Genomic DNA, 18,630 nt, shown 5'->3' with positions numbered 1-18,630 from the left:
TTGAATAGCGGAAAGGGGCCGCGCATAGCTCCACGCTGCTTAAAAATGTGGCTATCGGACAACCGGCTGCTTCAAAAGCGCTGCATGCGTTCACGACCGGCACCATGTTTGCCGCTTGGCCGGGGATTGCCGGAAGCGCAAAAACCAGTTTCAGTGGATGCATCTCGTTCAGCGCCTCTCTCCGGCATCAATAGTCGTCATTGCGTAGGCCGGCTTCGGGGTTGCTCCTGAATAACCTACCGCCTCACGATCTGGGTGGCAGTGTCCACAAGAGTGGCATACAACCTCATTTGCCGTGCTGCGACGCTCTCCATGCTGAATCGCGCAGTGACTGTTTGTACTGCGCGCCGCGCCATCTCATCGCGCTCGGCTTCCGATAGGCCGAGCGCGCGATGAAGGAGTCCGCAATACTCCACATGCGAGCGAGCCAAGAAGCCGCTGCGCTCATGCTTCACAACGTCGGATGCACCGCTGACATCGGTGATGATCGGGACCACGCCGCAACTCATGGCCTCGAGCAGTGCGTTTGACATGCCTTCCGTAACCGAAGTGGAAAGATAGAAATCAGCCTCCCGCAGAAAGGGAAAGACATCTTCAACCGCGCCGGCGAAAGTGACCCTGCTGGAAAGGCCCAACCGGGCCGCCTGCTCCTCGAGGGTGGCGCGGCACTGGCCATCGCCCAGGATGGTGAGTTGCGCCTTTGCGTCGGCGGGAAGTGCCGCGAACGCATCGATCATGTGCTCGAGGCATTTTTCCGGATCGAGACGGCCAAGGCAGATAAAGCGTCGGCTGCCATCGGCGCTCGGCTCGCGGCGCGGCTTGCGGGGCAGATCGATCCCATTCGGAATCATATGAATGCGATCCGCGCCGATGCCATGTCTCTTCAGATCACCAGCGATTTGGCGGCTATTGGCGATGAAGGCCGTGACGTGACGTTTAATCAAGGCGGACGCCCAGCGACCGATGATTTTCTTTTCGCGCACAACGTCGAGATCGAAACACCGTCCGCCCCGGCCCAATTTTGCGAGAACCGGTTTGCGCAGGAGGGCTCCTGCCAACGCCGCCGGAACAGCGTGAAGTCGGGCGTGGATGATATGTACGACATCGAATTCGTCGCGACGGCGCAGCATCCAGATCACAACTTGGACACACCACGACAGGAACGACAGCATATGCCGCCCGCCCAAATACGGAGCCGCGCGCAAACGAAGGCGATGGATAGGCACCCCGTCGATGGCAGACCGTTTCGAGGTCAAGTGCGACAGACTGGGCGCCAGAATGGTTGCGGAAACGCCGCTTTCAACCAGCACCCGAGCAAATCGCCGCGCCTGTTGTTCGCCGCCGCCATATGACTCAGGAAAATAGGTTGGGAGCACGAGCAGAACACGCATGCTGGGAAGAGCTTCGGCTCGCGGGGTCTTCATCGGATAAGCGGAGGCAACTTCTGCTGCAATCATATCAATCCGCCGGATAGCGTTCCCGGAGCCAAGGCGGCCACCAAGATTACAACCCCGTCCCATGTGCAAAAAAGAAGATGCCTCTTTGGCATCTCACTGCCTTCAGCGCATCGATCCCCTTGTCGTCCAGATCGACGCACTCCACCTCATCGCCGAAATCGGCGAAGTATGCACCGCTAACCAATCCGGCAAGTTGCCCGATCACCGTCAAACGCATAAGGCTGCACCCGATCATCGCGGAAGCGCCACATTTCGGACAGGAGGTACTGTTGATACTCCCTTGCTTGCCCGATGCTGGTCAAGAGCCGCGCGGTAAATGGCATGGGTCCGCTTTCCCATCAGCTTGACGTCCCAGTTCGAAAGATCCGTCGCCGCGGCGGCACCTTGGGCGAGGCAGGCCAGTCTTGCACGATCCTCCAGGAGGGCGGCAATGGCGTCGGCCATGGCTGCCAAATCATCCGCGGGTGTAATCACACCGTTGATACCAGGGCGGAGCACTTCGCGAAGACCTGGCAGATCGCAAGCGACGCAGGGCTTGCCACCGGCGAGATATTGCATAACTACGCGGGGCAATCCCTCCCGCATGGAACAGAGCAGGCAGAGATCCGCGAGCGCGATCAGCCGCTCGGGGTCGTCCCGATAACCGGTAAAGACCACTTGTCGCTCGAGCCCAAGCCGCTTGGCCCGCGATTCTACGGTCGAGCGAAGCGGCCCGTCGCCCGCGAGCACAAGCACCGCGTCGGGTAACCGGACGGCGACTTTGTTGAAAGCGTCCAGAAATTCCGTGTGTCGCTTGCGTGGCTCGAAAGCCGCGATCATCAAGAGCACGGACGGGCGCGGCGCGTCCGGGGTCAAGCGCAACAAATCGCGCCAACCGTCGGGCGGACCGGCGTTGCGAAAACGATCGAGATCGAATCCGGAATGGACGACATAATGTTTGTCTGGATGTCCCACTCCTGCGCTCAGGCATAAGTCGCGGATGCCCTCGCTCACACTGATGAACGCACTGGTGAATGGCGCTGCCAGCTTTTCCAAGGCGAGATAAGCAAACCGCTCGGCGACGCCGACATTGACAAAAGGCACGATATGCACGCCATGAACGATCGCTGGAACTCCCGCCGCCCATGCGGCGAGCCGCCCGAGAATGCCTGCCTTGCTGGTGTGCGTATGCACGATGTCGGCATTCAAGGCGCGGAATCTCCGGGTGAGCGCCAACAATGCCCGCATGTCGGAGACAGGCGAAATGGACCGAGTCAGGCCCGGGACGCCAATGAGTTCCACCCGCGGGTCCACTTTAGCTATGATTTCCGGCTGGACCGTCTCGCCATGTAGCAGGACAACATCATGCCCCCCTTGCGCGGCCCAATTGCAGGAATGGACAGTATTCTCATCAGCACCGCCATTGATGAGACGGGTGATGACATGAGCGATACGCAGTCGACGCCCCAAGTCAATCTTGCCTTCCGCGTCCTGTACTTTCATATCGCCGCACCGATCGCGCTGAATTTATCCGTTGGGTGCGTTCCCACGCCCAGCCGCGCTTTTGGTCCATGCGTCCCGATATCGGTGCTACTGCATTGGAGTGACATGCCACGCCTCGGTGGGTGCATGCCGTATGGAGATGAACCCCGAATCCTAAGTGTGCCCTTCCTTCTTGGGCCATGGCACATGCAGTCCGTAAGGAGGGTTATTCCAACGGCTTCCAGTCGATCAGATCTAACTTGTTGGATTTAAACGTCCCAGAGAACTGCCGCTGTCACCACGGGCACAGCGGAGTGATTATTTTGTGGTATACTGTGGTATACCTTGGACCAATACTTCTGCCTCACCGCGTTTGCGCGAAATCGGATCGGAACCGGACTCGTTCAAAAAAGTAGTGGAGGCAATGCTTTAAGGGACCTATGGGAGAGGCCGGACCCGCAGCTTGCGGATTTTTCGCGTGCTCCACGTTACTTATTGTCGATGTGCGGCGGCAGCTGGTTGGCGCGCGCGAGCGGGCAGTCGATCAAGACATTGTCCCTTCCCCGAGAAGCCAGCTTCGTTCGATCGCTCTGCAAGTGCCAGCGGAGACTTACTCCTCGGTTACAAACGAGACCACCTCATCAATCGGCCTGCGCGGCGACCTGGCAAATCTGATGGCAGTACCTGCCATAGGGCCAAGGGCGACGCATGCAATCAATCTCTCGCCTGCTCGAATTCGACCGACGTCACGAATTTGCCGTTCAACTCGACTATCGACCGCAAGATTGAGGGGGCAAGCCACGAGCCGAAGTGCCTCCGCGGCCAACAGGAAATGCATTAGGAACAGCGCACCATCGACATAAATCTGGTTTCGTTGATTGCTTCCTCGCCAGGCCCTTGTGTCTGACGTGATAATGGCCAGGTTTGATATGGACTTTGAAAAGCCTCGCGCCCCGCCCTGCAGGGCGAGTATCTGATCGATTTGATGACGGCCCTGGTAGAGGTATACTCTTGTCGCCTGCCTGTTGCATTGGGATGGCGCACCTTGCGCCAAGCGTACCAACTCTAGCAATGTGGTGCGATCTATTAATTGTTCGTCAAAGTATCTAACCGAGCGACGACACTGAAGTCCTTCCAGGAGTGTGAGGGCTGGCCCCCCAATTGGCAGAACGGCGCTTTGAACCCCGCCGGTCAAGGCGACTCCATCAAGCCCATTGAAACGCTCGACGAATTGACGAACTTTCTCAACAAAGGGCTGCTCAGGCTCCCCTGGTGGATGAAGGTCAACATAGGCGCGAAGTGCGCCAACAGCCATTTCAAGCGGAAACGCCCCTAGCGAGGCGTCGTAGGAGGACACCTCATTCATAAGTCGCTTGATTTTTTCCTGGCCAAAACCGGGCCTCCTGTCCTTTAGAGAAAGGCCCTTCTCAATCGAGTGAGCGTCCACGATTATTCGGTAATATAGCCGCTCTTTTTTTGGAACCAGCAGCGAATCCCCGTTGTAACGTAGGTAATTTCCAACGTCATATACGTAGGAGATGATTACCTTCGCTTGAGCATACAGAAGAATTTGCAGCTTTCGAAGCATTTTACAACATCTTGATTTGTTATTTTACTTGGCCGCAGGCAGGGCCCTATCCAGAAACGTACGGCCAATCTCAGCTAGTTCCCGGAACCGGTTGTCTATCTTCATGTAGTCGTGAACAAGTTTTCCGAGGTTTTCGCACATGTCCAGCAAATGGTCCCTGGCACCCTTGCGGTGAATACACACGTACTGAGAGGGAATGCCCATCAGCGTCATCAAAGCCTCATTCTTAGTGGGGAAGCCGATGGCGGGTCGCCGGCTGTCCAGGCAAATTAACGGGCACCGGTTCCGCAGAGCAAATAGTGCCCCATGCATGCGCTCTGACAAGCAGTAGGAGAATTGTGATGCCAGATTTGCCCACTCGAGGGGATCAATCGGCTTTTCGGTGAGATCGATGTCTGCGAGGTGATTGCGATCCGAGACTGATACAATCTGGACGCCGCGCGCCCGCAGAGAGGTCGTGGCCTCTGCATAGAGCTCGTGCTGGCCGGCTATCACCAACGCCCGGGGCCGATTGAAATCCACGCCCCAGGAAGCCAGCTTTACGCGCAGGCTTTCATGAGTGGCATTCGACGTTAGATCGTGAGTGACTGTCGGGTCTGGGGTCAATGTCACACGATCCGCGAGGCTTGGATCTGCCCAGAGGACCAACTCACGTGTCCGCTCGTCCCGCACGCCGATCGCGACAAATTCGTTCAGGCATTTGGCCATCAAGTATCGATTGCGGCGCGGCATTTCGGTCCATTTGGTGCTGCTGCCGGTGCTCGCCGCATATGCTATCTTCGAGCACGCCACTTCTGGCCAGTAGACATTGGGAAATGGCGGACATAGTGGGTTGGTCTGAAGCTTGATCAGCCCACCGAGACGGGAGACGTAGTCGATCTTCCAAACCTCATCGCTACCCACCACAACCGCATCATAGCGGTCGCTTACGTAGCGAAACGTTGGTGACCTATCCTCCGAGTAGAACCTCTTGGGGCTGAGCAGCAGTCCATCGGCGAAGGCGGCAAGCGTTCGCTGGCGTGCGTTTGTCGCCGGCCCATAGCCAGTCTCCAGTCGTCTTGGATAGCGGTGGTCCACGATCTCCGCCGGCGAGCCGGGACGCAGGTCCGAAATGCAGCGTTGGAGGGCGAGGCTCTGAAGCTGCGCCCCCTCGTTGTAACCGGTGTGCAAAGTTAGTGTGCCAATCAACATTTAGCAGGTCCGTTGCTATCAACGGCGGCTATACGGCAAAATTGTTCCGTCAAGTTGTTCCGCCTAGTATCACGCCAGCACGTAGGCAACAATTGCCTCCGAGGTCGAATTGTATTTAACGATCTTCAACGAAGAGAGGCTGTTTTCAGGAGCGTTGACTTTGACATACCTTCCGACACCGAGGTGGAAAGATAGAATCAGCCTCCCACAGGAATGGAAAGACATTTTCGACCGCGCCAGCGAAAGTGACGCTGCTGGAAAGGCCCAACCGGGCTGCCTGTTCGTCGAGAGTGGCGCGGCATTGGCATCGCCCAGGATGGTGAGTTGCGCCTTTGCCTCGGCTGGAAGTGCCGCGAACTCGTCGATCATGTGCCCGAGCGTTCCGGACTAAGATGGCCAAGGCAGACAGAGCGTCGACTGCCATCGGCGTTCGGCTCGCGGCGCGGATTACGGGGCAGATCGATCCCATTCGGAATCGGCTTTCAATCGATCAGATTTAGCTTGTTTTTAAGCGTCTTAGAGACGAGTCGCTGTTACCCCGGGCACAGCGGAGCGATTTGTTTCTGATACACTTATGTACTTCTGCGTTTTATGTACTTCTGCGTTTGCGCGGAACCGGACTCGTTCAAAGAAGTCAAGGCATCCCTCTAAGGACCGGGGCGCTTTACCCGTCAGGGATGGGAGCCATGGGAGGGGGACCAGCAGCTTGCGGATCTTTCGCATGCCCCAAAGCCACTTCTTGTCGATGTCCGCCGGCAGCTGGTTGAGGCGCGCGAGCGTGCATTGGATCAAGACATTGTCTCGTCCCTGGTCGGCGGATCCTACGGAGACTGAGTCGAGAAGCATCCTGGCTTGGTTCGCCATAGCCTGCCAGCTGGCCCTCTTCATCGCGCTGGTCTATCTCCTCAGGCTCGAGACTACTGCGCTTGTCCGCGTCCTGCTCGTTGCCCTCGCCGGCTGGTGCGTGCACTACTTCCTGCCACAGCCTTACCGGCTGCCGTTTTTCGTGCTGCTCTCGTTCGCGACTATCGCCGCAGTTTTCGCGAACCTTGGGCCCAACTGGCACCACTGGAGATTTGACGGCCTCATCGATGCCGCCTGGATCGTCGCCATTGGGCTCGTACTGATCGGAATTGTCCACCTACCGATCGCTTTTGGATGGAGAGTGCTGGCGCTGGTTGGCGCCGGCTGCGGGCTCGCCGCCGCACGAATGGACTGGATAGCGACCCCGTGGACGCGCGCCGTCTGGCCAGTGCTCGCTTCCATGTTCATGTTCCGTCTCATTGTCTATGCATACGAAATGCGACGTGAACAGAAGATGGCGACGCTTTCGGAGCGGCTCGCGTATTTTTTCATGTTGCCGAACGTGTGCTTCCCGCTCTTTCCGGTCGTAGATTTTAGAACTTTCCGCAGCAGCTACTACAATGCTGACCGGCACTACATCTATCAAACGGGCATTCAGTGGATGTTTCGCGGCGCTATCCATTTGATATGCTACCGCATCGTATATCAGCGATTTGTTATCGATGCTGCGGACGTACACAATCAGATTGAGCTTTTGCAATTTATCATATGGCCATTTTTACTTTATCTGAAGGTTTCAGGAACTTTTCACATAATCACCGGGATTTTGCATTTATTTGGATTCAACCTTCCAGAAACCCACAATCTGTACTTTCTTTCCTCAAGTTTCACAGATTTCTGGCGTCGAATAAATATATACTGGAAGGACTTCATAATGAAGATTGTATACTATCCGTTGTATTTTCGCTTTCGACGCTGGGGAGAGAGCGTAGCGCTGGTCAGCGCGACCCTCCTCGCGTTCCTCGCGACTTGGCTGCTGCACAACTATCAGTGGTTCTGGTTACGTGGCACCTGGGTATTCACCTGGAACGACTTCCTCTTCTGGATGATCCTGGCCGTGCTTGTGACGATCAACGCCCACTATGAAATGCGGCACGGTCGCACGCGGCGCCTGCGTGGCGGGGCACTAAGCTGGAACGGTGCGCTGCAAACTGCGAGCCGGACCATTGGCGTATTCGTCGTCATCTGCCTCCTTTGGTCGTTTTGGAGCGCGAGCTCGGTCCCGCAATGGTTCTCCGTCTTCGACACTGTGGGCGTGGAAGTTCCTGGCAAAATGACGCCCGCCCTCGTACTGGTCGCGGTGGCAGCTATCATTGGCATTCCTGCGCTTGCGCTCGCGCGCGGCGGCGCCGACCGCCAGTACAGTTTCCGACGGTCGGTTGCGTCGGTCGGTGTCTGCGGGTTGATCGCGGTTTGCATCTCGCTCCCCATGGTTCACGATCGCCTCGGGGAGACGGTCAGTACCGCAATGGCCGACATTAGAGCGCCGAACCTCAATAGCCGCGACAACGCGAACCTGGAGCGCGGCTACTACGAGAACCTCGTCAATGTCGGCGCATTTAACCCAGAACTGTGGATTGTCTATGGCCAACGACGACACGACGGTTGGGACAATTTGGACAAGACGCCGCTGAGCGAGTTCACCGGTGCGCTTCCCACGACCTATCTGCGACCACTCTCCCAAGCAGACTTTAAGGGAACGCGGGTCCACATCAACCGCTGGGGCATGCGAGATCAGGACTATGAAAAGATTCCTACTCCCGGCACCCCACGAATCGCAATCGTCGGCTCTTCGCATGTCTTCGGCGAGGGCGTCGCGGATGACGAGACTTTCGAGGGCCTGTTGGAGCGGCGGCTGAATGCGCAGGCAGACGACAGCGGGTATCGACACTACGAGGTGCTGAACTTTGCCGTTGGGGGTTATGTTCCTCTGGACATTCTGGCCATCATCGAGGATCGAGTGCTCGCATTCAAACCAAAGTACATCTTTTACTTCGAGCACAGCGCGCTTGTTCCACGAACGCTAAAGCGTCTCGGGAAAGCAATCCAGAATGGCTCCGCATATCGCTACGACTTCGTGCGCGACATTGTACGCGAGAGCGGGATCGATCCCCGTGCCGACCACGAGGTACTTCAAAGAAAGCTCATGCCCTACGGAGACAGACTTCTGCGTGCGATCTATTCTCGAATCGTGGAAGCTGCGAAGCGAGAAGGGGTCGGGGTCTTTTGGATCTATCTACCCAGACCAGACGAGAGGACCAGCACCGAGCTAGAGAAGCGCCTCGCTGCCGAGGCTGGCTTTAACGTTCTCGATCTTTCCGGTGTGTATGACGGGTATGACTGGCGGACGCTTCTTGTAGCACCTTGGGACGATCACCCAAACGCCGCCGGCCATCGGCTCATCGCCGACAAGCTTTACCAAGTGCTGCAGCAACACCAGGATCTAATTCCCCTGAACCTTGCGGTTGCTCCACACAAGGAGGAACAATGAACGCGATCCAGATCAGGACGATGGCCAAGGATTTCATATTGAAGGAGTTTCTGCCCGGTGAAAGGCCGGAGAATCTGACGGATTCAACGGAGCTGATAACTGACGGCATTCTCGACTCGTTGGCGACGCTTAAGCTCGTTGCCTACCTGGAAAAATCCTGCGGTATCGAAATCGCCCCTGACGAACTCGTGCCGGAGAACCTGAACTCCATCGCCCAAATTGCCAATTTCGTCCAGTCGAAGCAGGCGTCCACATAGAGCCCGCCATGACGGTTGCTGCCTTACACGAGTATCTGGAACAGAGCGCGAGGCGGCATCCCCAGACGTGCGCCGCTGTCGAGGCGAGCTCTGGGCGGCAGATCACCTACGGCGAGCTCGACGCGCTGTCGGACCAAGTCCGCGACCATCTGCGTCGGATCGGCGTCCGGCCGGGGGACCGCGTCGGCATTTGCCTTCCAAAATCGATCGCCTCGCTCGCTGTTCTGTTCGGCACCTTGAAGGTGGGCGCGGCCTATGTGCCCGTCGACTCTCTGGCACCGCCTGCGCGTAGCGCGTTCATATTTAACGACTGCGGCGTGCGCGCGATTTTCGTGGAGGCGTCCCGAGCCGAAACTTTGCGCTGTGAGTTGGCGCGCTTGGCTGCGGAACCGTGTCTCTTACCGCTCGACTGGTCCGACGGTCCCTCGCCGCTCGCGACGTACCTGGCTCGCGTAGAGGCCGGCAGCTTGGCGGTGGAGGACGAATCGGCGCGGCCGGGGCCGGACAACCTCGCTTACGTGCTTTACACTTCGGGCTCGACCGGCCAGCCGAAGGGCGTGATGCTGACGCATCGTAATGGCTCGAGCTACGTGGACTGGTGCTCCGAGATCCTCGCCCCTGACGAGAATGACCGCTTCTCCTCCCATGCGCCTTTCCACTTCGACCTGTCTATCCTCGACATCTTCGTACCGCTGAAGCACGGCGCGACCGTATTCCTCATCGGTGAGGAGCTCGGCAAGAATCCGACCCGGATGGCGTCGGTTATCGCCGAGCGGCGGTTGACCGTCTGGTATTCCACGCCCTCCGTACTCACGCTTCTGGTCGAGCACGGCAGCCTTGATGCTCGCGACGACCACGCTCTTCGGTTCATTCTATTTGCCGGCGAGGTTTTTCCGGTCAAGCATCTGCGCAGGCTAAAGGCTGTGGTCCCACGCGCACGCTACCTGAATCTCTATGGTCCAACCGAAACCAACGTCTGTACCTACTACGAAATCCCGCAGACGATCGCCGAAGACCGCTCGGCGCCGTTTCCGATCGGGCGCGCCTGCGCGCATGTTAAGGCACGCGTGATCGATGCGAATGGTCGCAACGTGCCGCGAGGCCAGGAAGGCGAGCTCGCAATCAGCGGTGCTCCCGTGATGCTGGGCTATTGGAACATGCCTGAGCGAACAAGCGCCGCTTTTCACGTCGATTCAAGCGGTCGCTGGTACCGTACCGGCGATGTAGTGATCGAAGGCGATGGCGGAGTCTACACCTTCCGTGGTCGACGCGACCGGATGGTGAAGAGGCGGGGATATCGGATCGAACTCGGCGAGATCGAGACGGCGCTCTATCGCCATCCAGCGATCTCCGAGGTGGCGGCGATCGCTCGCTCGGAGGAGTCGGGCGTCTCCATTAAGGTGTTCTATGCCTCGCGCGACGGCCATGCGCTGTCGCTCATCGAGCTGAAGCGGTTCTGCGCTCACAACTTGCCGGCCTACATGGCCCCGGACTGGTTCTCGCATCAGCCGTTACTTCCGAAGACATCGACAGATAAAATTGACTACCAGCATCTGATAAGGATGGAGTAGTGGATTTCGCGCTGAACGAGGAGCAGCGCATCCTGCGCGGTGAGATCCATCGCTTCGCGCAAGATAAGCTCAATAAAGATGTCAGGCAGCGCGACCGGGACCAAGTATTCCAGCACGAGTTGTGGCAGGCCTGCGCGCAGATGGGCCTGACCGGCCTGCCAGTCCCCGAGGCCTACGGGGGACCCGGTCTCGATTCCCTGTCCACGGCCATTGCAATCGACGCGCTCGGCTACGGCTGCGAGGATTCCGGCTTGGTCTTCTCGATCTGCGCCCACCTTCTGGCCTGCGTGGTGCCGATTTGGAAGTTCGGCACTGAAGAGCAGAAGAATCGATATCTTCCGAGGCTCTGTGATGGCACTTTGATCGCGGCCAATGCGATGAGCGAACCGGAGTCGGGCTCCGATGCATTTGCGATGCAAACCCGGGCGGAGCCTCATGGCGACGGCTTTCTAATCAACGGCACGAAGACCTTCGTGAGCAACGGGCCGGTGGCGGATGTTGCCGTCGTCTTTGCTGTCACTGACCGCGCCAAGGGGTATTTCGGCGGCATCACGAGCTTCCTCGTGGACCGCACGCTGCCCGGCTATCGGGTCGCGCAAAAGTTCGAAAAAATGGGACTGCGGACGTCTCCGATCGGGGAGCTTGTCTTCGAGGACGTATTTGTTTCGAAGGACGCTGTTCTCGGTGGAGTGGGCGGCGGCTCCAGGCTGTTCGTCCATAGCATGGACTGGGAGCGGGCGTGCCTATTCGCCAGTCATGTAGGCACCATGGAGCGGCTTCTGGAAAAGGCAGTGGCCTATACGCGCACCCGACGTCAGTCCGGCCAGACCATCTCCAAGCACCAGGCGGTCGCCCATAAGATTGCCGACATGAAGATGCAGGTGGAGGCGGCCCGACTGCTCGTCTACAAAGCGGCGTGGGGCCTTGAACGCTCCCAGTCCGTATCCCTCGACGCCGCCGTTTCGAAGCTCTTTGTGAGCGAATCGCTTGTTCGCACCACGCTCGATGTCGTCCAGGTCTTCGGCGGCTATGGTTTCTTGAGCGAATTCGACGTCGAACGTGCCGTGCGTGATGCCATCGGCAGCAAACTCTATTCCGGAACTTCTGAGATACAGCGCAACATAATTGCTGGCTGGCTGGGGCTTTGATGACGGCTGTGGTCAGAACCTGTCCGGTGAAGGGCGGCGTGTGCTGTCGCTGGGCCTGCCCCCAGTTCGCGAAAAAGGGCGCTCGATTTTGGTGAGGCAACCGGCGAGTGGTACTATCACAACCCATGGAGCCACCGGGGCGGAGGGCGCTTTTGTCGTTCGACTTGGTGCGTCTGCCCAGCCCGTGGTCTCCGAACTTGCGGCTCAGAGGCGAAGAACTAGACCAGCCGCGAGGCGTGAAAGATAGGCTTTGTGGATGCGGCTTCTCTATATACATTCTGCGCACGTTCCGGCGCCGGCCGCCAATGCGGTACAAGTCGCAAAGATGTGCCATGCATTTCGGGTTGCCGGAGCGGAGGTCCTACTAGCGCTTCCACGCGCCTCCATGAATACACGGGATCATTATGAGAAGATCGCGCGCGAATACGGATTCGGTACCGAGTTCCCATTCCGCGTTCTCCCTGTACCCTTTTGGCCTGTGCCCGGCCGGGAGCTTTTTTTTGCTGTGTTGGCACTTCTTGCTGCGGTCTGGCTGCGGCCGCATGTCGTCTTTACACGCTCGGCTACTGTAGCGCTTGTTTCTGCCGGACTTTTCGGGTTCACGACCGTTTTTGAGCTTCACGACCCGATTGGCAGTTTGAGCAGACGTCAGCGTCAGCGCCTTGCCAAACTGATAGGCCTAGAGGCATTCTGTATGCTGGTCGTCACGTCGCAACGTCTGCGGGACGACAGCATCCGCCTCTTTCCTCAACATGCGGGAAAATTTCTCATCGCGCCCAATGGCGCGGATCCGGTTCCGCCGAATGTCGAGCCATGCAGCCTCAGCGGCACGTTCAAGGTTGGTTATGTCGGACATCTGTATAAGGGAAAAGGCATGGAGATAATCAGCGCTATTGCGCCTCGATGCGGCTGGGCGACATTTCACATCGTCGGCGGAACACCAGGCGATATAGAGTATTGGACATCGAAGCTGGCCAAATGCCCGAACACAGTGTTTCACGGCTACGTTCCTCACGCCGCGACATGTGCCTACTTGGCCGAAATGGACGTTGTACTCGCGCCCTATCTTAGAGATGTAGAGGGCCAGGGCGGCGGTCGAAATATCGCTGAGGGAATGTCGCCGCTCAAGCTCTTCGAATATATGGCGCATGGCAAACCCATAGTGTCCTCCGACCTGTCAGTTATCCGAGAAGTTTTGAGGGATAGCGTCAACAGCGTTCTGGTGTCGCCAGACAACCCGTCCGACTGGGTCAAAGCTCTTCAGCGCCTGCGCGAAAACAAGGCGCTTCGGGATCAGATCGGTCAGCAGGCGAAGGCAGACTTTCTGGCCAGGTATAGCCGCATCGCACGCGCAACCAACATCCTAAAGGAAATCGAGAACCGGATGTCGTCGAGCCGAAGCTTATAGGCTGCACAGTTTTTCTTATTGAAGGCGGCCGCGCCGTCAGCAGGTTTTCCTAATCCACTTCCCGCGCCAGAAGAAATCATGCGCTCATAAAGATCCGGCGACTGAACCGGCGCGAACCCGAATTTTGGGGCTCTATATACTCACTGGCGCGGGAGCGCTCGAGCATCAAAATCAAAACTATCAGTTCAATCCCGGACGATGGATTGCCTATCCATGCCGCTTCTGAGAGTCCGTTTTGAAATTCACGGATGAGCGTTTCGGCGGATGAGATTGCCGCCCATTGCGACAAGGATCATGGCTTGCGAGACATCGATGCGCTGCTCGTAGTCGCGCACGAGGCGGCGGCATCTTGTCATCCAGCCGAAGGTCCGCTCGACGACCCAGCGGCGGGGCAGGATCTGGAAGCCCTTCTGGTCGTCGGATCGACGAGTGATCTCGACCACGAAGTCGAGATAGGCGGCTTTGTCCATGAGCTTCAGCCTGTCATAGGCGCCGTCGGCGAATAGATGCTTCAACCAGGGCCAACGCTTGCGGCTACCATCCAGGATCGCCTGAGCACCGGCACTGTGGGAGATATCGGGGGTGGTGAGATTGACCATCAAGAGCCGCCCATCCGTATCGACGGCAACGTGTCGCTTGCGGCCGACAATCTTCTTGCCGGCGTCGTAACCCTTGTTTCAGCTTGCGGAGCTTTGACCGACTGGCTGTCGATCACGCTAGCCGTGGGACTGGCCTCGCGCCCGGCTCGCTCGCGATCCAGCATCAGCGCCACATCGTGGATAGTCTGGAACAGAAAACGCCGCGCCAACTCGGGAAACCAGCCGTAGACCGTCTGCCAGGGCCCGAAATGGATCGGCAGCATTCGCCAACCGCAACCGGAGCGGACCAGGTAGCGCACGGCGTTGACCACCTCCCGGACATCAACGCTCGCGCGGACGGCCGCGACGCCCAGGCTTGGGCATCAGCGGCGCGAACTGCTCCCACTCCTCGTCCGTCAAATCAGACGGGTAGCGCGTACGCCTCCGGCGAAGGCCGCCTTGCGCGAGCATGGCACAGGCTCGCGTGGAAGGGGAGTCACTTGCTAGCGTGGGCGGGGGAAGGGTGCAAGTTTTCCGGCGTGGCCGAGCCGCGGCGATCGCTTCAGCCGACTGACCGCTTCCAACTTGTGGTGGGAACATCAATTCTCGAAGCCGGCGCTGCCCCTCATCGCCCTGCCGGGCACTTCTCCCCGTATAGTGACGGGCTAGCGTGCGCACACATCTGATTCGAAGGGGCAATTTCTTTGATAAGCCAAGAGCCTTGAAAACGTACGTTTTCCAAGCTGTTGAGCCCGATGCTCGGCTCCAGAAATGCGACCATCACTTTGATTTCATTGGAGTTGAATCAAATGTGTGCGCACGCTAGATAGTGACGGGAGAAGGGGCGCGCCGCAGCGCTGGCTCTCTTGCAGGCCGGCGATTGGTGAGATCGCCGATCACAGCGCCCCTCTCCCCGTCACTATAAGGGGAGAGGGTGCCGGCAGGCAGGTGAGGGGCGGCGCTAACGCCCGGAAAGAGTGACAGGACGATTTCAAAACCTTTTAGCGACGCATCCCGGGTTGAGCCTTCGACGGACATGGTGTTTTCGCCGTCGTACTGACTGGCCGAGAGCATCGTCGCGCTTACTTGGCGGTTCGCCCAAGGCTGGATTCTCCCGCGCCGTTTTGCTAGCGACATAGTATGAGCAACCGATTGCCGCCCGCCTGGGCAAAGCACCTCAAAACTCAACCCCCGGCTAAGGCGGCACCGCCGAAAGCTGCGCCACCCAAAGCCAAGCCGCAGGCCCGCCCGCCTCGCGCGCAGGCCGACGACATGCTGTTGAGGCAAGCGCTTGAACTTCAGAAATTGGATCAGCTACCTGAGGCCGAGGAGCTCTGTCATCGCGTTCTGGCGCGCACGCGTGAGCATCCGCTGGCATTGTACATACTTGGCACATTGGGGCTGGATTTCGATGATGAGTTGTCCATCAAATACTTGGCCCGGGCGGTCACCCAAGAGCCTAACAATCCGTACTACCGGCTCACACTTGGCGAAACCTATTTAAACGTTGGCGATTACCTGCCCGCAATCAGGCACTTGCAACGGGCCTGCGAATTGAAGCCTGATCTTCTGGAGGCACTTTGCGGCTTGGCGCAGGCCTACGCCAAATTCGACAAGGCCGACATGGCTTTGCCCATCTATGAGAAGGCGCTGCGGATCGACCACTATCATCCGCAAGCCCGGATGGGTCTAGCGGATACGCTCGTAAGTCTCGGACGGATGGACGAGGCAGCAGCTTGTTTAACGGAAAACATCGCCAGGCGTCTTAACGTGCCAGGGGCTTACAACACCCTTGTAGGCATCCGGAAATTTTCTACCGAACCGCCCGAACTCAAGTCCATCCTGGACGAACTTGCCAACCCGGCGATTTCCGCCGACGAGCCCTATGGGCTTCATCTGGCGGCAGGCAAGGTTCTGAACGACCTTGGCCGTTACGGCGAGGCGATGGACCATTTTCTAAAGGCCAAGACATTCAGGACTTTAGATTTTGACATTGAGTCCTACCGCAGGTGGGTCGATTCCCTGATCGGGCTATTCGATGCCGGCTTGCTGGCATCCAAAGCCGGGTATGGTAACCCATCCGAAGCGCCCGTGTTTGTCCTCGGGATGCCGCGCTCGGGTACAACACTGACCGAGCAAATCTGCTCGAGCCATCCTTACGTTCACGGGGCCGGAGAGCTTACGAAACTGGGGCGAATCGCGGCCTCCATCGGCCTGAAGGGGGAGCCGGGACAAACCTATGGATGGACAGTCAAGTCGATGACGATCCAGCAATCGCATGCGTTGGCTGAGGAATATCTATCCAACTTGCGTCTCTATTCGCCTACCGCACCACGCATTATCGACAAACTGCCTCATAATTTCGAGCTTATCGGTCTGATCGCCATCCTCTTCCCGAACGCGCGTTTTATTCACTGCAAGCGCGACGCGATCGACAATTGTCTTTCCTGTTTCTTTTCCGACCTAAAAAAGGGCCTTGATTACAGTTACGACCTTGGGACTCTTGGACTGGCTTATCGTGAGTATGAGCGGCTTATGCGCCATTGGCACTCGATCTTGCCCGGGCGAATTTTTGAGAATCGCTACGAAGAGCTGATATCTGACCAGGAAGGGCAATCGCGTCGCTTGATAGATCACCTTGGCTTGACCTGGGATGATGCCTGTCTTCGCTTTTTCGATAAGGCTGGGTCGGTCAGAACTATCAGTCGCTGGCAAGTCCGGCAACCGATCTATAAATCGTCGGTCAAGCGCTGGAAAAACTATGAAAATAGGATCCAGCCACTGATCGATGCCTTGGGTGATCTTGCCGTACTTTGAACAGGATTGGCGACTGACCACAAATCCTGATGACGAAGCCGTCGACGTTCCTCGTGCGACCTTGATCAGATAATCGCGTCACGTATACGAAAAAACCCGGCGGTTGCCCGCCGGGGTCGATTTCAGTCAGATGCTGCCGATTAGAAGTCGCGCTGGAAGCGGAGGATACCGCCGACGCTGTTCTTCTTGTCGGCGCCGACCCAGTTGCCGTAGATGGTCGGAGTGTCGAAGTTGCCGTAGTGGTTGTAGTCAACTTCGGCCGTGATCGTGAAGCCAGGAACAGCGGTATAGGCGACGTTCGCAGCCACACCTAGTTCTTGTCGTCGTCACCAGACACCTGGAGATTAAACGCGGTCTTCTCGTTGAACTTGTAGGTGCCGCCGGCCCACCAAGCCCAGTTGCCGCCCCACTGCTTGTAGAAGCCACGACCGTTGGCGTCGATGCCACCGCCGATGAGATGGACATCATTAAGGTCCCCATCGTTGCCATAGCCGAACGTACCCATCCGGTGAAGTCCGGTGAAGACCGCAGACGTGCGTATCCAGCGGCCATGAGCACCTGAGCACCGCGGTGCTGGGGTCAACCTTTCGATGGGGAGACGCGATGATATTCTTCGAGAGGAGCTTGACCTCCTCAAGCCTTCATCGGTGAAGGCCAAGATCCCGTCGTCATCGTTGGCGCCGTACACCCAGATGACGCCGTCCTCGGGCTCGAGACCGAGGGTCAGGTCCTGGATGAGCGCTTCGCTGACGCCGAGGTCCCTGGCGACACGATCGACGGTGTAGACGTGATGCACCTTATTGCGCTGCATGATCAGGCCGCCGCTGGTTGGGTCCGCAATTTTGCGGATCTCCAATTCCACGGCAGCAAATCATCGATCCGATGGGCCGGATAGGCGGGCAGTCGGGCGAGGACGTCGGCGAGCCAGGCCTGCGGGTCGACATCGTTCATCTTGGCGCTGACGATCAGGCTGTAGAGAACGGCCGCGCGCTGTCCGCCGCGATCGGAACCGCAGAAGAGCCAGGACTTTCTGCCGAGAGCGATGCCGCGCAGGGCTCGCTCGGCTGCATTGTTGGATAGGCAGATCCGCCCATCGTCGAGGAACCGGGTGAAGGATGACCAGCGGCGCAGCATGTAGTTGAAGGCCTTGGTCAGATCGTGCCCGCGCGAGAGCTTGTCGCGCGTCTCGATCATCCAGCGCTCGAGCTCGGTGACCAGCGGTGCGCTCCGCTCTTGGCGCACGGCGAGGCGTTGGCCTGGCGACAGGCCGTTGATCGCGCGTTCGATATCGAACAGGGCATCGATGCGATTCACGGCTTCAACCGCTAGCGGATAGACCAGGTTAGGCTTGTCGCCGCGCGCCTTCTTGCGCACTGCCGCTTCGATATCGGCCAGCTCGAACACTTTGCGCCGGCTGTGGGCCCAGCAGCTGGCTTCCAGAACAGGCGCCGGCTGACGGCCTGTCGCATAGAGATCGCCATAGTCGCCAAAGGGATCGGCCTGCAGAATGCCGCTCCAGCCGGCGAGATGCGCCGCGGGATGTTCGCCTCGGCGATCGCGGGAATAATAGAACACCGCCGCCGGCGGATCGGCGCCGCCGAACGGTCGGTCATCGCGCACATAGGTCCATAATCGGCCGGTATCGGTCTTGCCCTTGGCCAGGACCGGCACCGTCGTGTCGTCGCCGTGCAGACGCGAAGCGGCCAGCACATGGGCTTCGAGCCGCTTGAACAGCGGCATCAGCGCCGCGGCGCCGGCGCCGACCTGGTCGGCGAGCGTCGACAGGCTGAGCGGCACGC

General features: G+C 58.4%; 13 protein-coding genes and 2 pseudogenes. 6 read left to right on the top strand and 9 right to left on the bottom strand.

Annotated elements, in window-relative coordinates; genetic code table 11:
- Positions 1 to 236: 236 nt before the first annotated feature.
- The 6 genes from NKJ13_RS30090 to NKJ13_RS30065 all read right to left on the bottom strand — a co-directional run bounded on the left by NKJ13_RS30090 (position 237) and on the right by NKJ13_RS30065 (position 6,066).
- Positions 237 to 1,457, bottom strand: coding sequence for a glycosyltransferase (locus NKJ13_RS30090; RefSeq protein ID WP_352707126.1), 1,221 nt, complete (start codon positions 1,455 to 1,457; stop codon positions 237 to 239).
- A 46-nt stretch (positions 1,458 to 1,503) separates the two neighbouring features.
- Entirely contained in the window at positions 1,504 to 1,674 is a 171-nt protein-coding gene (locus tag NKJ13_RS30085; protein ID WP_352707149.1) for a hypothetical protein, read from the bottom strand.
- A 14-nt stretch (positions 1,675 to 1,688) separates the two neighbouring features.
- Entirely contained in the window at positions 1,689 to 2,939 is a 1,251-nt protein-coding gene (locus NKJ13_RS30080) for a glycosyltransferase (RefSeq protein ID WP_352740786.1), read from the bottom strand.
- 589 nt (positions 2,940 to 3,528) lie between these two features.
- Complete coding sequence (locus NKJ13_RS30075) at positions 3,529 to 4,506, bottom strand: nitroreductase family protein (protein ID WP_352740788.1); 978 nt, start codon at positions 4,504 to 4,506, stop codon at positions 3,529 to 3,531.
- 24 nt (positions 4,507 to 4,530) lie between these two features.
- On the bottom strand, positions 4,531 to 5,697 hold the full coding sequence (locus NKJ13_RS30070) for a polysaccharide pyruvyl transferase family protein (protein ID WP_352707132.1): 1,167 nt from the start codon (positions 5,695 to 5,697) through the stop codon (positions 4,531 to 4,533).
- Positions 5,698 to 5,766: 69 nt separating this feature from the next.
- On the bottom strand, positions 5,767 to 6,066 hold the full coding sequence (locus NKJ13_RS30065) for a hypothetical protein (protein WP_352707135.1): 300 nt from the start codon (positions 6,064 to 6,066) through the stop codon (positions 5,767 to 5,769).
- 409 nt (positions 6,067 to 6,475) lie between these two features.
- On the opposite strand from NKJ13_RS30065, the gene NKJ13_RS30060 reads away from it, so the two are divergent.
- The 5 genes from NKJ13_RS30060 (at position 6,476) to NKJ13_RS30040 (ending at position 13,436) form a co-directional block, all read left to right on the top strand.
- The gene (locus NKJ13_RS30060; RefSeq protein ID WP_352740790.1) at positions 6,476 to 9,052 is read left to right on the top strand and encodes an SGNH/GDSL hydrolase family protein; all 2,577 of its coding nucleotides are present in this window, start codon (positions 6,476 to 6,478) and stop codon (positions 9,050 to 9,052) included.
- Positions 9,049 to 9,309: an acyl carrier protein gene (locus tag NKJ13_RS30055; RefSeq protein ID WP_029356091.1), complete on the top strand. Its 261-nt coding sequence runs from the start codon at positions 9,049 to 9,051 to the stop codon at positions 9,307 to 9,309. Before NKJ13_RS30060 ends, NKJ13_RS30055 begins: the two co-directional genes overlap by 4 nt.
- A gap of 8 nt (positions 9,310 to 9,317) precedes the next feature.
- Complete coding sequence (locus NKJ13_RS30050) at positions 9,318 to 10,880, top strand: amino acid adenylation domain-containing protein (protein ID WP_352707140.1); 1,563 nt, start codon at positions 9,318 to 9,320, stop codon at positions 10,878 to 10,880.
- The gene (locus NKJ13_RS30045; protein ID WP_352707142.1) at positions 10,880 to 12,028 is read left to right on the top strand and encodes an acyl-CoA dehydrogenase family protein; all 1,149 of its coding nucleotides are present in this window, start codon (positions 10,880 to 10,882) and stop codon (positions 12,026 to 12,028) included. Before NKJ13_RS30050 ends, NKJ13_RS30045 begins: the two co-directional genes overlap by 1 nt.
- A gap of 256 nt (positions 12,029 to 12,284) precedes the next feature.
- A complete protein-coding gene (locus NKJ13_RS30040) occupies positions 12,285 to 13,436 on the top strand; it encodes a glycosyltransferase (protein WP_502899858.1) in 1,152 nt (383 codons plus the stop codon).
- 242 nt (positions 13,437 to 13,678) lie between these two features.
- Here the strand turns inward: NKJ13_RS30040 and NKJ13_RS30035 are convergent.
- Positions 13,679 to 14,485, bottom strand: a pseudogene (locus NKJ13_RS30035) (IS5 family transposase).
- 669 nt (positions 14,486 to 15,154) lie between these two features.
- On the opposite strand from NKJ13_RS30035, the gene NKJ13_RS30030 reads away from it, so the two are divergent.
- A complete protein-coding gene (locus tag NKJ13_RS30030; RefSeq protein ID WP_352779267.1) occupies positions 15,155 to 16,831 on the top strand; it encodes a tetratricopeptide repeat-containing sulfotransferase family protein in 1,677 nt (558 codons plus the stop codon).
- 140 nt (positions 16,832 to 16,971) lie between these two features.
- Here NKJ13_RS30030 and NKJ13_RS30025 read toward each other — a convergent pair.
- A pseudogene (locus tag NKJ13_RS30025) lies at positions 16,972 to 17,324 on the bottom strand (porin); the annotation flags it as partial.
- A 320-nt stretch (positions 17,325 to 17,644) separates the two neighbouring features.
- Positions 17,645 to 18,630, bottom strand: a 986-nt coding sequence (gene tnpC / locus NKJ13_RS30020; RefSeq protein WP_352779264.1) for an IS66 family transposase, incomplete at its 5' end; no start/stop codon positions are given.

The organism is Mesorhizobium sp. M0174 (assembly GCF_040322275.1).
Classification (GTDB): domain Bacteria; phylum Pseudomonadota; class Alphaproteobacteria; order Rhizobiales; family Rhizobiaceae; genus Mesorhizobium.
This window is presented reverse-complemented; position numbering and strand designations above follow the sequence as displayed.